Origin of the sequence: Labilibaculum sp. (assembly GCF_041595635.1) — a bacterium.
Classification (GTDB): domain Bacteria; phylum Bacteroidota; class Bacteroidia; order Bacteroidales; family Marinifilaceae; genus Labilibaculum.
This window is the reverse complement of sequence record NZ_JBFHJW010000055.1, coordinates 1-20593: the sequence shown is the minus strand read 5'-3', so window position 1 is coordinate 20593 and position 20593 is coordinate 1. Positions and strand designations below refer to the sequence as shown.

11 protein-coding genes are annotated in these 20593 nt (G+C 36.1%); 1 reads left to right on the top strand and 10 read right to left on the bottom strand.

Going from position 1 to position 20593, the window contains the following annotated elements:
• Position 1: 1 nt before the first annotated feature.
• The 7 genes from ABYT26_RS13885 to ABYT26_RS13855 form a co-directional block, all read right to left on the bottom strand.
• Positions 2-2038, bottom strand: a complete 2037-nt coding sequence (locus ABYT26_RS13885) for a hypothetical protein (RefSeq protein WP_372754907.1) — start codon at positions 2036-2038, stop codon at positions 2-4.
• A 1-nt stretch (position 2039) separates the two neighbouring features.
• Positions 2040-3467 (bottom strand): glycoside hydrolase family 125 protein, encoded by a 1428-nt coding sequence (locus ABYT26_RS13880; protein ID WP_372754905.1) that lies wholly within the window; start codon positions 3465-3467, stop codon positions 2040-2042.
• Positions 3468-3587: 120 nt separating this feature from the next.
• Complete coding sequence (locus ABYT26_RS13875; RefSeq protein WP_372754903.1) at positions 3588-5882, bottom strand: GH92 family glycosyl hydrolase; 2295 nt, start codon at positions 5880-5882, stop codon at positions 3588-3590.
• Positions 5883-5895: 13 nt separating this feature from the next.
• Positions 5896-8178, bottom strand: coding sequence for a GH92 family glycosyl hydrolase (locus ABYT26_RS13870; RefSeq protein WP_372754901.1), 2283 nt, complete (start codon positions 8176-8178; stop codon positions 5896-5898).
• A gap of 236 nt (positions 8179-8414) precedes the next feature.
• Complete coding sequence (locus tag ABYT26_RS13865; RefSeq protein ID WP_372754899.1) at positions 8415-10265, bottom strand: LamG domain-containing protein; 1851 nt, start codon at positions 10263-10265, stop codon at positions 8415-8417.
• A 14-nt stretch (positions 10266-10279) separates the two neighbouring features.
• Positions 10280-11836 (bottom strand): SusD/RagB family nutrient-binding outer membrane lipoprotein, encoded by a 1557-nt coding sequence (locus tag ABYT26_RS13860; protein ID WP_372754897.1) that lies wholly within the window; start codon positions 11834-11836, stop codon positions 10280-10282.
• Positions 11837-11854: 18 nt separating this feature from the next.
• Entirely contained in the window at positions 11855-15019 is a 3165-nt protein-coding gene (locus ABYT26_RS13855; protein ID WP_372754895.1) for a SusC/RagA family TonB-linked outer membrane protein, read from the bottom strand.
• Between the two features lie 394 nt (positions 15020-15413).
• Between ABYT26_RS13855 and ABYT26_RS13850 the strand changes: the two genes are divergently transcribed.
• Complete coding sequence (locus tag ABYT26_RS13850) at positions 15414-17939, top strand: hypothetical protein (RefSeq protein WP_372754893.1); 2526 nt, start codon at positions 15414-15416, stop codon at positions 17937-17939.
• Between the two features lie 145 nt (positions 17940-18084).
• Here ABYT26_RS13850 and ABYT26_RS13845 read toward each other — a convergent pair whose 3' ends face one another.
• From ABYT26_RS13845 to ABYT26_RS13835, 3 genes are all read right to left on the bottom strand, one after another.
• Positions 18085-19188: an ROK family protein gene (locus tag ABYT26_RS13845; protein ID WP_372754891.1), complete on the bottom strand. Its 1104-nt coding sequence runs from the start codon at positions 19186-19188 to the stop codon at positions 18085-18087.
• Positions 19189-19196: 8 nt separating this feature from the next.
• Complete coding sequence (locus tag ABYT26_RS13840; protein ID WP_372754889.1) at positions 19197-20351, bottom strand: sugar MFS transporter; 1155 nt, start codon at positions 20349-20351, stop codon at positions 19197-19199.
• A gap of 15 nt (positions 20352-20366) precedes the next feature.
• Positions 20367-20593 (bottom strand): substrate-binding domain-containing protein (locus tag ABYT26_RS13835; protein WP_372754887.1); only part of this gene is annotated, 227 nt, incomplete at its 5' end.

The following is a 20593-nucleotide window of genomic DNA, read 5'->3' as shown; positions in this document are numbered from 1 at the left end:
ATCATTCAATTTCAAAAGTTTTCTTTTCGATTCCAATTCCTTTTATTGTCAATTTTTTCCATTGTTTTGGCAAACATGGATTTTTCTGTTCAATCCCCGAATCCGTAAAATACAAACCGCCAAAACCAAAAATTACAGCTTGTAGCATTCCTCCTGCACCAGTTGCAAAATATGGATTGTTACTAAAAGCTGATTCGGACAAAGCACCAAAAGGAACTCTTTTATTAGGCATATAAGCTCTTTTAAATAATTCGTATGCTTTATCTGTTTCTCCTAATCGCGCGTAAAGCACAGATAGTATGGAATGCGACATGGCTGGACCATCTGCACCCATTTTTTCTTCGTAATAGTCCAAATCTCTTTTGATATCCTCTGGTTTGCTAACAACATCTAAGGGATAGGCCAAAAGATTTACATCGGCCTGTTTTATTATTTCGCCATTGTATTCTTTGTTCTCTTTCAATACTCCATTGGGGAAATAATGAAATTGTAAGAATTCTGCCACTTTTAACCAGTCTGCATTAAGCTTTTTACCTAAAGTAATTGCAGCTTTATTAGCATACAGCAGAGCTGTTTTAGCCGAAGCATTGGTAAATGCATTGTCATTGGCATGATGGTAAAATTCGTTTGGCCCGACTACATTGTTAATGGAATAAGTCCCATCTAAGTTTTGAGTTGATCTACTCACCCAAAAATTAGCAACTTCTTTTAGCATTGGGTAGCCTATTGTCAAAAGCCATTGTTTATCGGATGTAAGGCGAAAATAATTCCAAAAAGCTATCCCAACATCAGCAGTAATGTGATGCTCAAAGGTTCCGGTTAAAGCCCAGGTTGGTGTGGCTTCCTCTCCTGTTTCATCAGACTCCCAGGGAAACATAGCTCCTTTAAATCCATAATTTTGAGCTTTTCGTTTGGCAGCATCCAATCTATCAAATCGGTAATTTAAAAGAGATTTTGCAATGTCTTGATTAAAAACTAGCAGAGGTGGAAACATCCACAGTTCGGTATCCCAAAAAATATGACCATTGTATCCCTGTGCCGATAAACCCATTGGAGCAATGCTCAAATTCGAATCATCTCTTGCAAAAGAATATAGATGATAAAGAGCCAAACGCACATCCTGCTGAGATTCCAAATCTCCTTCAATGATAATATCGCCCTGCCAAAGTTTTTCCCAAAGCTCCTTATGTCGATCAATCACAGCTTGTTTATTACCCAATAATTGAAAAATTACCATTCTTTCTGATTCACTTTTCGGATCGGAGAAATCCTGACTTGTACACACTGCACCAGCCCATGCAAATTGATAGGTTTCAGCCTTCTTCAAATCTTTCGTAAAGATCAATTCATGGTGCAAAGAATCTTTTATTTGATGTCTTAATTCGGGTGTTTCATCCTCAAAAATAAAGGATGCCGTAGTTGCGAATTGATGTTTCCCGAAGGGACTATAGGCTGTGGTTTGCAGAATAGGCATTCTAGCATCCAAGTCCCTCATAACACGATAATCGGATTCTACATTTCGATATTCTGCTGGACAAATAATTTGACCTCCGACCTGTATGCTCACATCTTTTTTTAAAACTGTTAGGCTAACATCTATCATTCCTGCATACGGCATTCCACGCAAAGCGTAGGTGGTAAAGGAGAAATCGGCATAATCTTTAAATCGGCAAGTACTTGTAAATGCAGCCGTTTTTAGATCTAACTTCTGCTCCCAATTAAAGCAGTTGCTATTTTTCAGGGTATCACCTGCTATTACAATTTCGAGGTTTGCAAAGTTTATTCCTAACAAAACTTTGCTAACTCCATATTTTGATTCCTTATCGAACACATGATTCAAGATAATCGCTTTTGTTTTACCAGCTTCCTCAGATGGCAACAAACCAATTCTTCCGTTTGCCACTGATATTCCTGTGTAGTTTGAATAAGAATTGCTTACGATATTCCATTCATCACCATTCTGATTTTGAGCCATAAGTCCAAATCCATAGCTCAAACAGATCAAAAGCAAAAATATTCTTCGAAATAGGAAATTCATACTATACATGTTTCAATATTTCTGGTCTTTCATTATAGATTTTCAGGATCAATTCTCCAAATAGAGTATTTGCCCATGCAAACCATGATCTTGTGAAATTTTTTGGATTATCTTTATGGAAAGTTTCATGCATAAAACCAGTATCGCCATGAGTTCTCAATAACATTTTAAGACAATTTTCAATTTCATCATTACTATCAGAAGTCAAAGCACGCATAATAATACTCATTGGCCAAATCATATTTACACCCACATGTGGTCCTCCAACTCCTTCGGCATATTTACCAACAAAAAACCATGGGTTGTTCTCGCTTAAAATAAATTTTCTTGTATTCTGATATAGTGCAGAAGTGGCATCAAGAGCACCTAAATATGGCAATGAAAGCAAACTTGGAATATTTGCATCATCCATAAACATCTGGTTGCCAAAGCCATCTACTTCAAAGGCAAGCGTTTCTCCCCTATTCAAATGATTCGAGCTTGCGTACTTCGTTAATGCACTTTCAACTTCTGTAGCTAAATGAGTAGCTGTCTTCGCCAAATCTTTTTCAATCTCAAAATGATTTAGCATCTCTGCCATTTGTTTTAATGAAACTACGGCAAAATAGTTGGAAGGAATTAAAAATGGCAATATTGTTGCATCATCCGAGGGTCTAAACGAAGAAACAATTAATCCAACCGGATTAATTGGATTTCCATATCCATTACCTGGAAGCGTATCGGTTGGTTTACTGGTATTTCTTAAGAATGTGTAAGGTCCTTGATTTTCTTTTCTCTGTTGCTCTGTAAAAGTTTTCATAATCGCTTTCATGGCATCTACCCAATCAGTATCAAAACAAGAAGTATCACCCGTTTTTTTCCAATAGTGATATGCCAATCTTATTGTGTAGCAAAGCGAATCAATTTCCCATTTGCGTTCGTGCAATTCTGGCTTCATATCGGTCTGATCGCTCTCCCAATACGAACCATCAGCACCTTTATTAAAGGCATTTGCATAGGAATCGATATTTACACATTTTGCTTGGCGATAAATGAGTCCCTGAAATAATTTTTGCAATTTCTCATCCTCATTCACTAAAGGCAAATAAGGCCAAACCTGCGCTGTAGAATCTCTCAACCACATGGCATGAATATCACCGGTAATCACAAAAGAATCGGGTTTACCCTCCTCTTCGGCATAAGTAACAGTAGTATCGAGTGTATTTGGAAAACAGTTCTCAAACATCCAGGCCAATTCTTCGTTTGGTATGGCCTTCTTCACTTCAATAATCTTATTATCGACAGCAGAACTGGTAAAATGACGCTTTGATGGTTCTGGTCTATTTGAAATGTACTTTACATTTTTGTTGATTGAAAATCCTTGTAATCCTGCCAGACTTAAACCTCCAGTAAACAGTAATGAGTTCTTCAAAAAAGTACGTCTTTTCATTTCGATAAAATTATTAGTAGTGAATTTTCGTTCGTTCTCAACATTAAAAAATACAAAGGCTCACAAACCTAAGTTTGCAAGCCCCTTCCCTATATTAATATGCTAATATCATTTATAGTATTATTTACTCATTGAATAAGGAAAACTCTCTTCTTTCGTTCCTCTTTCCATGTTTGGTTGATCGGTCATATCAAAATCAAGATTTCCTCCATTTAAAATGTCCTTGTGTTTAACATAGTTGACATTGTAAACTTTGCCATTTAATTTGATATCATTTACAAAAACATTCTCTTTCGAATTATTAGAACTCGAAATCGTGAATTCTTCTCCATTTTCCATAGTTAGAGTTACCTTATCAAATAATGGAGATCCGAATACATACTCGTCGGTACCCGGACAAACTGGATAAAATCCCATGGAGCTAAACACATACCATGCAGATGTTTGTCCATTGTCCTCATCGCCACAATAACCATCGGCCTGTGGTGTATACAATTTGCTCATTACCTCACGAACACGTGACTGTGCTTTCCACGGTTGACCAGCGAAATTGTACAAATAAATCATGTGTTGAATAGGCTGATTTCCGTGAGCATAATTTCCCATGTTGGCAATCTGCATTTCGCGAATTTCATGAATTGTTCCGCCATAATACGAATCATCGAAAACAGGAGGCATTTCGAATACGCCATCTAAGGTAGAGATAAAATTATCTTTTCCTCCCATCAAATCGATTAATCCATTTACATCCTGGAATACGGACCATGTGTAATGCAAACTATTTCCTTCGGTAAATGCATCGCCCCATTTTAAAGGATTAAAAGGAGCTTGGAAATTACCATCCTCATTTTTTCCTCGCATTAGGCCTGATTCCTTATCGAATACATTTTTAAAATTTTGAGCTCTTTTGGCAAATAGATCAATCTCTTCCTGCGGACGACCCAATTCTATAGCCAATTTCCAAACACAGAAATCAGCATAAGCATATTCTAAGGTTCTTGCTGTATTCTCATTTATGCCAACATTATAGGGAACGTATCCTAATTCGTTGTAATATTCGGCGCCATAACGTCCAACCGATGTAATTTCTTCGTTATAACCTTTGGTATTTTTAAGAATAGCTTCGTATAAAGTTTCAATATCGTACCCGCGAATTCCTTTTAAATAAGAATCAGCAATAAGTGAAGCTGAATTTGAGCCAATCATGCATCCTCGGTGACCCGGACTTGCCCATTCTGGCAACCAACCACTCTCTTTGTAAGTATTCGCCAAACCTTCCATAATTTGTGCGTTCACTTCGGGATACATTAAAGTAAAAAATGGAAAAACAGCTCGGAAGGTATCCCAGAAACCATTATCCGTAAACATATAGCCAGGTAGTACTTCACCATTGTATGGACTGTAATGAATCACTTCATTTTCAGCATTAATCTCGTAAAACTTACGTGGAAATAACAAAACTCGGTACAAACAAGAATAGAATGTTTTTAGTTGATCATCGGTTCCACCTTCTACCTTAACACGAGCAAATTCTTTTTCCCAAGTCGCTTTAGCATCTTGTTTCAATTGGCTAAAATCTTTTGATCCAATTTCACGAGATAAATTCAATTGGGCCTGTTCTGGACTCACAAAAGAAGATGCAACTTTCACATGAACCGCTTCTCCTTTTTTGGTTTTAAAACCGATAACAGCGCCAACATGTTCACCTGTTTCTTTCTGTGAATCTTGATTTAACTTATCACCATTCCAAGTGCTCGTTAACTCAAAATCTTTATCGAATTCAGCAACAAAGTAATTGTGAAAATTATCGGGAACACCACCGCTATTGTTTCGACAATATCCTACAATCTTTCTCTCCTTTGGAAGTATCGTAACCTCAGATCCTTTAAAAAAAGCATCCAAAAGAATGTAGGAATGATCGTTCTCAGGAAAAGTGAAACGGAACATTGCAGCGCGTTCGGTAGGTGTCACTTCTGCCGTCACATCGTAATCGGCTAGGTAAACACTATACTCATATGGTTTTGCAATCTCCGCTTTATGAGAAAACCACGAAGCTCTTTCTTCGCCTTTAAACTTCAAATCGCCAGTAACTGCCATTAAAGAGAAAGCAGCATAATCGTTAATCCACGGACTTGGCTGATGTGTTTGTTTGATTCCCCTGATTTTTTTTGCATCGTAAGCATAACACCATCCATCACCCATTTTTCCAGTTTGCGGTGTCCAAAAATTCATTCCCCAAGGCAAAGCAATTGCTGGATAAGTATTCCCATTGGAAAGTGAATGTTCCGAATCGGTTCCCATCAAAGGGTTTACCAGATCAATACTTGATTTATAAGATTTTTGGATACTTTGTTCCCCTGTACAAGCTGATAAAATAGCTACAAACAGTAATATAATTAGATTTGATTTCTTCATTTCTTATAAAATACTAATATACAATTGATTTAGGTCGATCTTGATCTGCAAGTCCGAAATTTTTATTAGGCTGATTTCCCATTTCGAAACTCAATGTTCCCCCTTTAAGAATATCTTTATGGGTAATATATGACTTTGTATAATCTAATCCATTCAGTTGAACAGATTGAATGTAAATGTTTTTTTCGCTATTGTTATTCGCAACAATTGTAAATTTCTTACTATCAGGCAAACTAATACAAGCTTCATCGAACTTAGGACTTCCAAAAACATAAGCTCCATTGGTTGGATTTACCGGATAAAATCCCATTGATGACATCACATACCAAGCCGACATTTGACCGCAATCTTCATTTCCACATAAACCATCGGTTTTATCGGTATATAATTCATTCATGATATATCGAACTTTAGCGGCTGTTTTATGCTGTTCTCCAGCGTAAGCATACAAGTAGGTAATGTGATGACTGGGTTCATTTCCATGTGCATACTGACCAATTAACCCTGATATATCTGAAGAAGCTCCTCTCTCCAATTCCGAAGAAATAGAAAACAGACTATCCAATTTTGCAACAAATGGTTTTTCTCCACCTAATAAATTAATTAATCCTTCAGGATCCTGAGGAACCAACCACAGATATTGCCAAGCGTTACCTTCGCAATAATCATTTACTCTATGTTGAGCTGAATATGGATCGAAAGGACTTCTCCACGAGCCATCTTTCATTTTACCTTTCATGAATCTATCATTCGGATCGAAATAGTTAGTATAAGCTTTTGCTCTCTCTGCAAAATATTTCGCATCCTTAGTTTTTCCCAATCTCTCGGCTAATTTACTGATGCCCCAATCGCTTATAGCATATTCCATTGCACTAGCCACCGATTCATGCATCATATCGCAAGGGATGAATCCGAATTCTTGTAACTCTTTAATACCTGGCTCAAAATCACCCATGGCAGTAGTTTTCACCGCCTCATAGGCTAATTCGTAATCAATTCCTTCGAAACCTTTTAAACAAGCATCAACAACTACAGGAACTCCGCTGTAACCAACCATAGTATTTGTTTCGTTTCCTCTTAAATGCCAAACAGGTAGTTTACCTTGCTGCTTGTAAATGTTTAACATTGAATTAATCATAGCAGGAACACGTTCTTGCTGCATTAAAGTGTACAAAGGGTGAGCCGTACGGTAGGTATCCCACAAAGAAAATAATGTATAATTCGTAAAATCTGAATTCTCATAAGTTTTCTTATCAGCACCTCTGTAATCGCCATTTAAATCATCGAAAATATTCGGAGCAATTAAAGTATGGTACAAGGAAGTGTAAAATACTTTTTGAGCACTCTCATTATTGGTTTTGATTTGTATTTTAGATAATTCTTTGTTCCACTTAGCCTTATTGTCGCCTAGTACCTCCTTGAAATTCCAAGTTGGCATTTCAGCTTTAATATTTCCCAACGCATTTTCCATGCTCACGGGCGACATTCCGAATTTTACCTGAACATTTTCCAATTCTTCGGTAGAAAATTGCAAAAATGCTTTTACAGCTTCGCCCCTAGCAGCTTCCCCATCTATTTTCTCATCACCATTGTAAATTAAAACATTTTTTACTGGTTTAGATAGAACCATTGCAAAACACTCACGCTGATCGACAGCCCAACCTTTAGAAATTCGGTAACCTGCCACAAGGGTATCATTTACTTTCTGAAAGAATGTTTCAGTAGCACTATCACCATTTCCTTCTTTTAAATCAATAATCAATTGCGATTTCTCTGATTTAGGATAAGTTATTTGATGCATAGCAACACGCTCTGTACTTGTCATCTCTATATCGATATCATAGGTATCTAAATGGACTTTATAATATCCAGCTTCAACTTTTTCAGTATCGTGATGGTAGTAGGAAGCATAACCATCCTCAGGTTTTTCCTGTGAACCAGAATTTATTTTTAATTCTCCAACAGTAGGCATAATAAGGAAATCACCCAAATCGGTACAACCGGTACCACTTAAGTGTAAATGAGAAAAACCTTTTATAATACTATCAGAATAATGGTAGGCAGAACACCAATCCCATCCCTTATGGAAATTACTCGGGCCTGCCTGAATTGCTCCAAACGGGACACTAGCACCTACAAAAACATGTCCATGACCGCCAGAACCAATGTACGGATCAACATATTTTGTTAAGTCATTTCTATCCTCGGAATTATCTCCAAACATTTGGCATGATGCTAAAGCAACACCAAACAAAAGGAATAAGCCTAATGTTTTTACTGATTTTAATTTTCGCATTTGAGTTTACTGTAGGTTAAGTAATCGGGTTGTATATCAGGAAGCACTTGGCTTTCGAAATTTCAAATTAAGACACCTTTTTACAAAAAGGCTATAAAACAATCCTTCCTTATTTAGGTAGAAGCAAACCGGTAATCTATGGGAAGTCTATTTGAAATCAACAGACTGGTTTTTTAATTAATTGAAAATATAGGAGCTGTCAAACGACAGCTCCTACTAACTTATTTACTATCTATTTAGTCTACAATATTCCATGAAATTCCTTTCATTTCACCTTGATAACTTCCTGTTTTATCAGAAAATTTCACTCCATTTACTCTATCAAGAGGGAAATAAATTGTCAATCCTGTTTCTGTACCCGTAATCTCTGCATCTAAATCAGCAGCATCACGAGCAACATCCCATAATCGGAAGTCTTTCAGGTAACCATCCATTTTACCCCAGCCATTACCTAGCCACATTTCACCCCAACCAGATACGCTCGTAGAACCTATGTCTTCTTGAACACCTTTTTCATCACCATCAACATATAGGGTTGTTGTTCTAGCAGTATTATCGTGTACAATAGCAACATGTTGCCATACTCCTGTACTCATAGAAAGAGCATCAGCTTTTGGTCCTTGCCATCCGTCTCCAGCATCAGTGAAATTCCATAAACCACCAGCGCCCAAAACATTTTCTTCTGTTAATTCAGTATATCCATAAACCCAAATTCCAAATGTTCCGTTATTAAAGAATTCTCCGTTACTATATCCAAATAGAGATTTAACTTTTACGTTAAATTCAACAGTATAATCTCCTTGAGGAGTATAATTTGGGGTAATACTTAGACCAATCGCGTCATCATCATCAATATCAATGAAAATTCCATCGGTATCTTCAACAAGCATGCTATTAATAGATTCAATGCTAGCTGCAATCGATTCGGTCATATCATCTAAAGTAGATTGAAGTGTTCCATTATCTAACACATCATTTGCACTAACCAATAATTCGTCAATGTAATCTATTGTTCCAACAGGATAATCGCCATCCTCTTCTCCCTCAACTATAGAGGATTGAAAATCTTCAAGAGTTTCAATTGCTGCTTCAAGATCTGTTTTGTCAAGAACAATTACTGGCACTTCACTAACCCAATCAATATTTCCATTTAGAGTTGCAGTATAATTTCCTGTTATATCATCAAATTTAGTTCCTAAATCAGAACCTAATGGGAAATAACATTCCAAACCATCTTCTGTACCTACCATTGTTGCCGTTTTGTTATCGGCAATTTCGCTATCTGTACGAACATCACTCCATACTCTCACATCTTTCAAGATTGCATTCACAGCACGACTCGTCCATGTTGGTCCGTTACCAAGAACAAAACTCTTATCTTCACCTGGCAAATAAGTCGCTGTTTGCGATAAAACTTCAACACCATTAACGTATAGTTTTTGGCTGGTAATTTCATTTACAAAGGCAATTTGCATCCACTCTCCAGATTTCATTACTCCTGCATCTGTTACAACATTTGTCCATCCATCATCAGTTCCAACATTAAGGTCGATGGTACCATCAGCGAAGTAACGAATTACGAATCCACTATCAGGACCATCTTGTTCTGTAGCAAAAATATTATTCGAGTAACTTAATGGAGTTAGATCGACAATATATATCTGAGTTTCTATGGTAAAACTCGTATTAAAAAGAGTCTTAATGTCATCAGAAATACTAATATTAGTACCATCCTCTTGCTGAATCCAAGGCATTGCCACAGCAACCGTACTCTCAAGAAAAGTATTAATAGAGGCTTCTAGTTTTGTTGCTGCATCAGTAAGATCATCTTGAGACTCAGCATTCTCAACTGTCCATTCAACCCATGTTACTACACTTTCTAATATTTCAATAGATCCAGGCTGATAATCTCCAGCATTTGTTCCCTCTACACTGTTTGCAATAAGGCTTTCAGCTTGTACAAGTAAAGTATCAAGTGATGTTGAAGTATATCCACCAACACTTTCATCATCGTCACAAGCCGTAAATAGCATTAAAAATGCAGCTAGAAAAGACAAGAACTTTATATTTATTTTTATTGCTTTCATATTTTCAATTCAAATTATAAGTTACTATCCATTAAACCACTCGTTTTATCTTGAGTATCAGCAGTATCCCACCAAACCTTAGTATCCATTCTATCGGTAGTAGTAGTGTTTAGTGAAGAAGGCATGAATTCCTCTTCCTGCTCATGTGCATTATCAGGGTATCTGATACGTTTTACCCAAGTTCCTGAAGCAACTGATGCGTTACCACTTACTCCGTCAACAGGTAATGTAATGTCAGGATAATCAGTTCTACGGAAATCAGCCCAGGCTTCAACACCATTGGGGAAGTTAGCCAACCATTTCTGGCTAATCAGCACTTTTAAGTTGCTTTCATCGGCACCTGTTATTGAAGTAACACCCGCAATATAATCGGTAGCATCGCTTGCGTCAACACCAACGTAATCCATTGATGCCTGAATACCTTCTTTATAAAGCGCATCAGCATCTCCGCTAATGTAACCACGCATGGCAGCTTCAGCTTGCAGGAACAATACTTCTGAATAGAACATTACAGGAAGGTACATGTCATTATCGGCACCATCGCCAACAAAGTCAACATATCCACCTTCAAGATTAATGGTACAACCATTGTCGTTGGCATCAGAAGGAACCGTATTATATCCATTCAAAACACCTGTGTACTCAGAGAATCCAGCCTCTTCTTTAGTCATGTTCTCCCCATCAACTTTATAAGCAAACCAAAATGGTGTACGAGGATCTTCTCCAACAGAAGACTCGCTATAACAATAGTTTGTGAAAGTCTGAGATGCTCTACAATTGTCCCAACTCCAAGCCATTTGGTGCAAATAATCGTACCAACCCGAAGACCACATTCCTACTTTTGCAACATCGTCGTTACTAGTCATCAAACCACCAGTACCACTAATAGCAGCTGCTGCTTCTGTTGCAGCTTTATCAGGATCTATATTTGTTAAACGCATCGCAAAGCGTAAACGTAATGAGTTTCCAAACTTACGCCATTTATCAATATCGCCACCGTATACTAGATCGTAAGTACCATAGTTTTGTTGCGCTTCATCATCCACTAAAGATTCAACAGCAGCATCAAGTCTTTCAAAAAGATCGTAATAGATTTCTTGTTGAGTGTTATACTCAACTGTTTCCCCATAACCAGCTCCGAAATATGGAATATCTCCGTAAGTGTCTGTCATTCGTGACCAGAAATAACAAATCCAAATATTAGCACATGCTATCTCATTTACAGCATACTCATTATCCGAATTTTGATCAACGATGGCCAGTGCTTCGGTTAAGTGATCGGTATAGAATTCTTTCCATTGGTTACCAACCCAACCATTTACATATTCGTAACGTGGAGATTCAAAACTTGAAACAGTATTTGCCCAGTATTGAGCGTAGAAATCTGGATATAGGTTTACATTTCTCTGATAATTTTCATAAACCCCATTCACCATATTATTAAAGAAATAGGACGGATCAACCACATCAACAGCATCTGATGGGGTATTCATATCATCGAAATCATCTGAACAACTGTTTCCTATGAACAGGATCCCTAATGCAAGTAATAAAATATTTATTTTTTTCATAGATGTCTAAATTTTCAATTAAAATTTAACGTTTAACGAGAATCCAAAAGTTCGAGTAGAAGGTACTGATGAAAAATCGAACGCTTTTGCAAAATAGCCAGAGCTATAAGCTCCTGCGTCAGGAACAGTGCCTGGAGTATTTTTATGCAGGTAGAATAAATTACGACCAACCAATGAAAGTCTTACTGAAGAAATTGGATTGGAAGGAAATCTTTCTAGAAAGCTTTTAGGAATATTATAGCCTATTGCTAGTTCTTTTAATTTCAAGTAAGATGCATCGTAAATAAATTCTTCATCGATATTTGAAACTGTTCCCCAGTATTCTTGTGCCGAAACAATAGTAGTATTTGATCCACCATCAGCTAAAACTCCTGGAGCAAACATATCGATACGACCCATAGCTGTTGTACGTTTCGAATTACCTGAGCTTGTAGCTGCAGCTTCGGTTACCGAAACAATATCGCCACCAATTTGACCAGAGAACAATGCTGAAACATACACACCTTTGTAGTTTGCATTAAATCCTATTGATCCAGTAAGATCAGCTTGAACATTTCCTAATACCTGAGATTCTTGGTAAGTTGGTAAACCGTCGGAACCAACTACAATATCTCCATTATCGTCGCGAACATATTTCGAACCACGGATGACACCCATTTTTTCACCTACAATTCCCATCACTTCAGTGCCACCATTGAAATTACCGAATTCATATTCAGTAAGATCATCGGTTAATTCTTTCATTACACCTTTGTTCATTGCAATGTTAAAATCTACACCAAGTTGAAAATCTTTGGTTTTAATTGGAATTGTAGATAATAAAACTTCAAGTCCCTCATTGGTAATTAAACCAGCATTAACAACACTAGAGGTGTAACCTGTAGTATATGCATTTTCTACATCTAGAATTTGATTTTTAGTTCTTTCGTAGTAGTAAGTTGCATCTAAATTAATACGTCCTTTAAATAACCTAAGATCCAAACCTACTTCATACGAAGTTGACATTTCAGGCTTCAAATCTTGAATCACCTGCTCATCTGGCTGTTCTGAAACCAACAAATTGAATTTGCCACTTGATACAGTATAGTCAGTACTCGTTTGATATGGATCAGCTGATTTACCCAACTTTGCCATAGAACCACGTACTTTTGCAAAACTAATCCACTCAGGCATTTCAATCATTTCAGAAACAAGACCACTTAAACCAACTGATGGATAAAAGTAGCTATTGTCATAGTCTCCCGATGATGCTGTTAAAGTAGATGACCAGTCTTTACGACCTGTAATATCAAGGAAAAGCATGTTTTTATAAGAAGCGTTTATAAATCCGTAAAGCGAGCGCACTTCCGATTCATTGAAACTCTCAGTAGCCGAAATATCGGTTCCATTACCAAGGAAATAATCAGCTTCCGATGCTAACTCTCCCGAAGAAGCAGAAAGAGTTTCATAGTACTGATTCATATTACTACCTCCGAAACTTGCATCGAAACTAAAGTCTTCACTAATCTCTTTGGCATAAGTAATTAAGTACTCGTAGTTTTCTTCCTTGAAATATTTTTCACTTGTGTTATAAGTTGGATTGGTAGTACTCACATTATCAGCATACAAGGTTCCCGATGTATTGCCAAAACGGTAGGTATCTAAACCATATTTAAGTTTCGCGGTAAGACCTTTAGCTAAACTTAAGTTGGCCGCCACATATCCAAACAACCTGTCTTTTTGATCTTCGTTAGTTCTTTGAGCAAGCAAAAAATAAGGGTTACGATAATTTGCATTGGCTGTAGTGTATAGTGTTTCTACATGTTCGCCATCAATAATTTCATAACCAGGAGATAAATCTTGGTTTCTAATATTCATTGGCATATTGTAGTAGTAGTACAAAGCACTATACTGTCCCAGTTGAGGTCTCTCGTCACCTTCGGTACGGAAATATGAAATTTTTGTATCAACGTTCAACCAGTTGTTAATATCGTAATCAGCTTTTGAGTCAAAAGTAAGCTTTGTTACTTTATTTCCTTCATAAATCCCTTTGATAATGTTTTTACCAATAGAAGCTCTGAAAGAACCTTCATCGTTACCACCTGATAGCGAAATGTTGTGATTTTGCGAAACACCTGTACGAGCAAAATCTTCAATTCTATCGTCTTGTGCTTCGTAAGCAATTGTTTCACCAGTCCAGGCTTCAAGCAACTGACCTTCCATAAGTGGTCCCCAAGAATCCGTCGCATTCATACTATAAACACCATCGTTTCCTTGTCCATACTGATCTTGCATATTTAAGAAATAGGCAGCTTTCGAAATGGTTACATTACCACTGTAAGAAATTCCTAAACCGCTGCTTCGAGTCCCTTTTTTGGTAGTTACCATGATTACTCCATTACCTCCACGTTCACCGTAAAGAGCAGCTGCATTTGGTCCTTTCAATACACTAATGGATTCAATGTCTTCCGGGTTCAAATCAAATGAACCACCTGCGCGAGAAGTTCCACTCCAGATACCTGCATCCGAACTATTTCCACTATCAAAAGGAACACCGTCCACTACCCAAAGTGGTCCATCGCTACCAGTAAGTGAACTCGTACCACGAATTTCTATACGACTATTAGCACCAGCTCCACCGCCCATTTCGGAAATTTGCACACCTGCTATTTTTCCTGAAAGAGCCGAAGTAACATTCGCATCGCCTGTAACCATTAAATCTTCAGCTTTAACATCTTGTGCTGAATAACCTAAGGCCTTTTTTTCTCTTTTAATACCTAATGCAGTAACAACAACCTCATCTACCTGCAAGGCATCGGATGCCATAACAACATCAATTACAGATTGTGCACCAACAGGAATCTCTTGAGTTGTCATACCGACAAAACTAAACACCAACACATCTGATTCATCAACGGCAATTGTATATTTACCATCAATATCTGTCACTGTACCAACGGTTGTACCTTTAACAACAACTGACACTCCTGGTAATGACATTCCAGAATCTTCATTAACTGTTCCTGTCACTGTTTTCTGTACAGCAACTTCTGAATTCTCTTTAGAGAATTTGTTAACATCTGCACTCGCATATATTGGCAAAGCCATTATTGCAATAAGCAAAGCTAAACTTCCAATCTTCCTTCCAAAGCTTACTGGGTTATTTAAGCCTGAATGAAAATTTCGTAAATAGTATTTCTTCATAGTTAGTAATTATAGATTATACAATAAACAAAAAATAGTGATGTGTTTTTTCTATGCATCAATAGTAGCGCAAACGTATTAATTCATGATTAATATTGAATTAATATCATTAGTTAAAGCATTAATCGAAATGCAACAAGTTGACATCATGTCACTTATGTCTTATTTAATGTTTTTTAACATTTAAAGAGAAAGATTCATTTAAAAATGAAGATTCCTAATCAATAAAATTTGATCCCAATTAAAAAATGATTCTTAAAAAAACAAAGCTATATCCGTAAAAATCTGTAAAAGCCAATGTTTATCGAGGATTAATCCCTATTTTTAACCACCCAATTCTATAGTCTAGCTAGAGTAGAATATGAATCATTATTAACCAAGCCTCCAACTAAATATGAGACTAATTAATTGCTTACTATTTCTTCTACTAATCAGCCCTAATCTTTTTGCAGATCATGGTATTTATTTCAAATCCAAAGAAGTAAGTAAAGAAAACCGAACAGGAATTGATATTACTCATGAAAACAATATATCTTATACTAAAGAGTTTACAATTTGCTTTAAAATTTCGTTTCGTGCTACAGAAACTCATTATGGAAATATTTTATCCTTAAAAGAAAGCGCAACTAACAATTTAATTCAAGTAAATTTTCGTTCTCCAGACCTATATGTCATCCATAACAAATGCGAAACTAAATTTCATCTAAATTTAGAAGAACTAAATATCTCTGACAATATATGGGCTGATTTTGAGCTACATGTAGATGCAATTAATCAAAAAATTAATCTGAAATTTGGGAATAAAACACTAAAATCTGCCATTCAATTTTCAGAAAATTCTGATTTTTCGCTTTCCCTAGGTGTAATAAATAAATACGGATTCTTCATTGATGAAGTACCTTCTGTCTCCATAAAAGATTTAGATATCAAAATTGATGGATCACCAAAGTATTTATGGCCTCTAAAGAAAACAGAAAAAGATATTATAAAAGATGTCCTTGCAAACAGAACCGCCAAGTTATATAATCCAGACTGGGTTATCAATTATCACAAAACATGGGCGAAACTAAACACTTTTACATTTGAAAGCGTACCCTTAATTGCATACAATAAGCTAAAAGAAACAATTGACTTTGTTTTATTGAATGGCGAATTGGTTTCCTATGATTTAAAAACCCAAAAATTATCTAAAATAACTGACAACCTAGGATATCCAACATTTGAAAGTGCTCAACAAGTTATTTACGATAGCAATAATAGGCTAACAGCATACAGCTTTAATAAAAATCAGATTTCAACCTATGATCCAGATAAAAAGCAATGGAACCAAAATCAAGAGTGTACTATAAACGATGTCCCTCAATATTGGCACCACAATAAATTATTAAACCCTATAACAAATCAAATAACAACGCTTTGTGGATATGGTTACTACTCTTACTACAATTTGATTCAATCTTTTGACGAAAAAGAAAGCACTTGGAAACAACTTACATTTAAAGGAGATACGATAAAACCCAGATATCTTTCTTCATTTGGATTTTCGGAGCAAGACTCAACTATAGGCTACTTATTTGGCGGACTTGGAAATGCCATGGGAAAACAAATATTAGGAAAAGAATTCTATTATGATCTCTATAAAATTGATTTCAAAAATCAGACAACTAAAAAACTTTGGAATTATAAGAGTGACAAACAATTTCAGAAACTACCCATCAACTCCCTAAAAGTTACTAAAAATGATAGCTGCTTTTACACGCTTATGTATCCTTTAGAGAAACAAAATACTTATCTAAGAGCAGTGAAAGGATATATTAACAAACCCGAATTGAATTTTATTGGAGATAGTATTCCCTACGATTTCTATGATATTGAATCGTTTGCTGATCTCTACTACTGGAAGAGTGAAAATAAATTAATTGCTTTAACTTCTCACCAAACCGAGGGAGAAAGCCGTGAAGTTAACATCTACTCCATCAACTATCAACCAGGAAATATAGATAATTCCCCTACTAAAAAAAAAGGTTTACCATTACTTACTAAACTATTTTATTTTCTTTTAGGAATATGCATTCTTATATTAGCCTTTATTAATAGGGCAAAATTTAGAAAGAATAAACAAGTTGAATCCGTAAAGGAATTATACAACAAGAAAACTGATATTGAATATAAGCCTTTTTCAGACTATGAAGTTCCTAAAGTAAATTCAATTTTATTATTTAGTGGATTCCAAGTATTCGACTCGAAAGGAAAAGAAATCACCTACCGATTCAGCCCTACCTTAAAAGAGTTATTTCTTTTGATTCTTTTAAATTCCCTTAATGGAGGCAAAGGAATTTCTTCGAAAAGAATTCAAGAATATTTATGGCCAGACAAACCTGAAAACAAAGCCAAAAACAACAGAGGCGTTAATATCAAAAAATTAAGAGATATTCTTATAGATATTTCAAACATGGAAGTCATTTTCGACAATCATTATTGGAAAATTATTTATGCAGAAAATGTATTTTGTGATTTAGATGTGATTCAAAAAAACCTGAAAAAAATTAAGGGAACGGAAGACAAAGAAAAGATTGATGAAATCATTAAAATTTTAAGAAGGGGAACATTACTTCGCGATATTTTCCCAGAATGGTTGGATTCATTTAAAGACAACACAACCGAATTAGTTGTCAATTCATTGGAAACAATTATAGAAAATACGGATAACGAAAAATCAATAAACATAACACTAGCCAACGTGATTATTGAATTCGATAATATGAATGAAGCTGCCTTAAAACTAAAGTGTCAAATTCTATCAGAACAAGGAAAACACAGTCTTGCTATTGAAACCTATGAACATTATATCTCTCTGTATAAAAAACTATATAATGAGGAATATAAGTATTCATTCCATGATATCGTCTCTAAAAAATAAGGACAAGTATTCCGAAAAAAAAGTAAGCCCTGAGTGAAAATTCACTCAGGGCTTACTTTACTAATAATATGGGATTTGGGAAACAAAACATCTCCCAAATCCCGATGTAGCACACTACAACTACATCTTTATATTGGTTTGCATATTATGCTTCCAATTTTTTTAATGCGAATGCATAGGCTCCAATGGCAATTGCTTTACTAGCTCCTAACTGGCTCGAACAAACAGCCAATCGAGGATTCGGATCATATTTCATCTTTTTATCGGTTCCGGGAATCGAAATTTCAATGGAATGATCAGCTGCGAATTTCTTAAACTCAGAATCCTTATCAATGTTGTAAATAGTTTGCACCAAACGAGGAAGCGATTCCCCTTCGGCCGTAAAGCATTCTCCATTCATTTCAGCCAAAGCAGCGGGCATATACAAATCCTGAGCACCAGTTAAGCCACCACCAATAACGGCTATCCCATCGGTAATGGTCAACAAATTAGCCAAGCTATCGCCCAAACATTTTCCGAACAATTTGAATGCATCAAGAGCTGATTTTTGATCAGCATGAGTATCATCCATAGCAATATCGTATACATCTTTTGGCATCAAATCGGCGGAATATGTTCTTTTAGCTGTTTCTATAAATGCTTTTTGAATGGCACGCGTGCTAATTCCCTCTTCAGCAAAACGATCGGGAAATACTCGCGAGCTTGTTAACCAAACTTCAGTTGCAATAGAATTATCGCCAGTAAATAATTCATCGTTATGAACCAAACCACCGCCAAAACCTGTACCAAGAGTTACTCCAATCAAATTTTTATATCGTTTCGGACTCCCAGCTTTCTCTAATCGATCGTTGATACTTGGCAATACGCCTCCCAAAGCTTCACCATAGGCAAACAAGTCGCCATCGTTATTGATAAAAACAGGAATTGAAAATTTTTCCTCGAGCATTGGCCCCAAGGCAATTCCTCCTCTAAAAGCAGGCAAATTTGGCAAATCGCCAATAATTCCATTTTTATAATCAGCAGGACCAGGAAATGCAAAGCTAATTGCAACTGGTTTCTCATCTAAATTTGCCAATACTTCAGTAAATCCATCAACAATAGTTTGCAAGCACAAATCGAGTTGATCGGCATTTGAAGCTTTACGAATTGGCTCCACAATCTCTTCTCCACTTTTCATGGCTGAAAAAACAAAGTTTGTTCCTCCAGCATCCAGAGTCAATACAACTCTTTCGTCACTCCAAATATTCATATTTCGTCCTATTTTCTTTTGTAAAATGATAATCCAAAAATATATCCAATACATACTAAAGTCACAACAAATCCTGCCATTAAGGAAAAGATATCAGCAACAGCACCAAACACTACAGGAACAAAAGCACCCCCAATAATAGCGGTTACCATTAATCCTGATATTTCGTTACTTCGTTCAGGCATAGAATCGATGGTAATCGAAAAAACCAATGGAAAAATGTTTGCAAAACCTAAGCCAATAATGAAAATTGCTGCAAAGCCCATTACAGAACTAGTAGCTATATAAAGACCTCCAATACCCACTAAGGCAAGCAAAGTAGTCAACTTTAAGAATTTTGAAGGTGACATCCAATTAAGAATTACACCACCCAAAAATCGCCCAGTCATTAATGCAAGAAAGAAAAATAAGGTTCCCCATAATCCTAACTCTTTAATATCGAAATCGAATTTGTGTTCCAGATAATTTGGCAATTTAGCACTCATACTCACCTCAGCACCAACATATAAGAAAATGGCCAAAACCATAAAAAATACGTATGGATTTTTCAGTAAGGCAAGAACTGATCCGAAAGAAGCTGGAGAGGCAAAATCATCTTTTTTCTCATCAATTTTCACAAGGTAAAGATAAATAGTAGCCACTAATAAAATCGCTGAATAAATTGGGAACAATAGTTTCCAATCTAAGCCCCAATATTTAGCAGCCATTAATGGAATTAGAGCTCCCGACAAAGAACCAATCGCTTTAAAAAACTGTCCAAAAGAAAGATTTCTAGAGTATTTTCCTTCTGGTGAAACATCACGCATAATTGGATTTCCTGCAACCTGTAATAAAGTTGCTCCTGTTCCTAGCAATAGTAAAGATCCCAATAAAAGTCCGAAAGAAGAAAAATTTCCTAAAATGGGTAAAACAAGACCAGCCAAAGCTGCAATCATTCCCAAAATAAGAACCATTTTTTTCCCTTTACGATCCTGTACCAATCCCATCGGAACCGACAGTAAACCAAACATGATAAAGCCCATAAAAGTAACTAAACCGGCCATAAAATTGGTCAACTGATATTCATTTTGAAGCTGGCTGGTAAGTGGTCCAACTACATCTCCAAAGCCCATGCATAAAAAAGCCAAAAATATCGGTCCGGATTTTAAATAATTATTTTTCATAATTTTAAGTAAATATTAACGTTCTATTAATTTAGGTTTCAATTCTATTCGTTTGTTTGTATTCTCTTTTGTCTGCATTAACTCGGCCAAAATACCGACAGATTCTTCAGCGATATTCTCGATAGGCTGTGCAACAGAAATGACTTTAGGCAATGAATAATCGAAGAGATCCAGATTATCGAAACTCACAAAAGTAATTTCATTCACTTTCTCTCGATAATGCATATTCATTAACCAAATAG

Bases quoted from the DNA above. Each gene is read 5' to 3' on its own strand.
- ABYT26_RS13885 (WP_372754907.1), bottom strand. From the start codon at position 2,038: ATGAATTTCCTATTTCGAAGAATATTTTTGCTTTTGATCTGTTTGAGC.
- ABYT26_RS13880 (WP_372754905.1), bottom strand. From the start codon at position 3,467: ATGAAAAGACGTACTTTTTTGAAGAACTCATTACTGTTTACTGGAGGT.
- ABYT26_RS13875 (WP_372754903.1), bottom strand. From the start codon at position 5,882: ATGAAGAAATCAAATCTAATTATATTACTGTTTGTAGCTATTTTATCA.
- ABYT26_RS13870 (WP_372754901.1), bottom strand. From the start codon at position 8,178: ATGCGAAAATTAAAATCAGTAAAAACATTAGGCTTATTCCTTTTGTTT.
- ABYT26_RS13865 (WP_372754899.1), bottom strand. From the start codon at position 10,265: ATGAAAGCAATAAAAATAAATATAAAGTTCTTGTCTTTTCTAGCTGCA.
- ABYT26_RS13860 (WP_372754897.1), bottom strand. From the start codon at position 11,836: ATGAAAAAAATAAATATTTTATTACTTGCATTAGGGATCCTGTTCATA.
- ABYT26_RS13855 (WP_372754895.1), bottom strand. From the start codon at position 15,019: ATGAAGAAATACTATTTACGAAATTTTCATTCAGGCTTAAATAACCCA.
- ABYT26_RS13850 (WP_372754893.1), top strand. From the start codon at position 15,414: ATGAGACTAATTAATTGCTTACTATTTCTTCTACTAATCAGCCCTAAT.
- ABYT26_RS13845 (WP_372754891.1), bottom strand. From the start codon at position 19,188: ATGAATATTTGGAGTGACGAAAGAGTTGTATTGACTCTGGATGCTGGA.
- ABYT26_RS13840 (WP_372754889.1), bottom strand. From the start codon at position 20,351: ATGAAAAATAATTATTTAAAATCCGGACCGATATTTTTGGCTTTTTTA.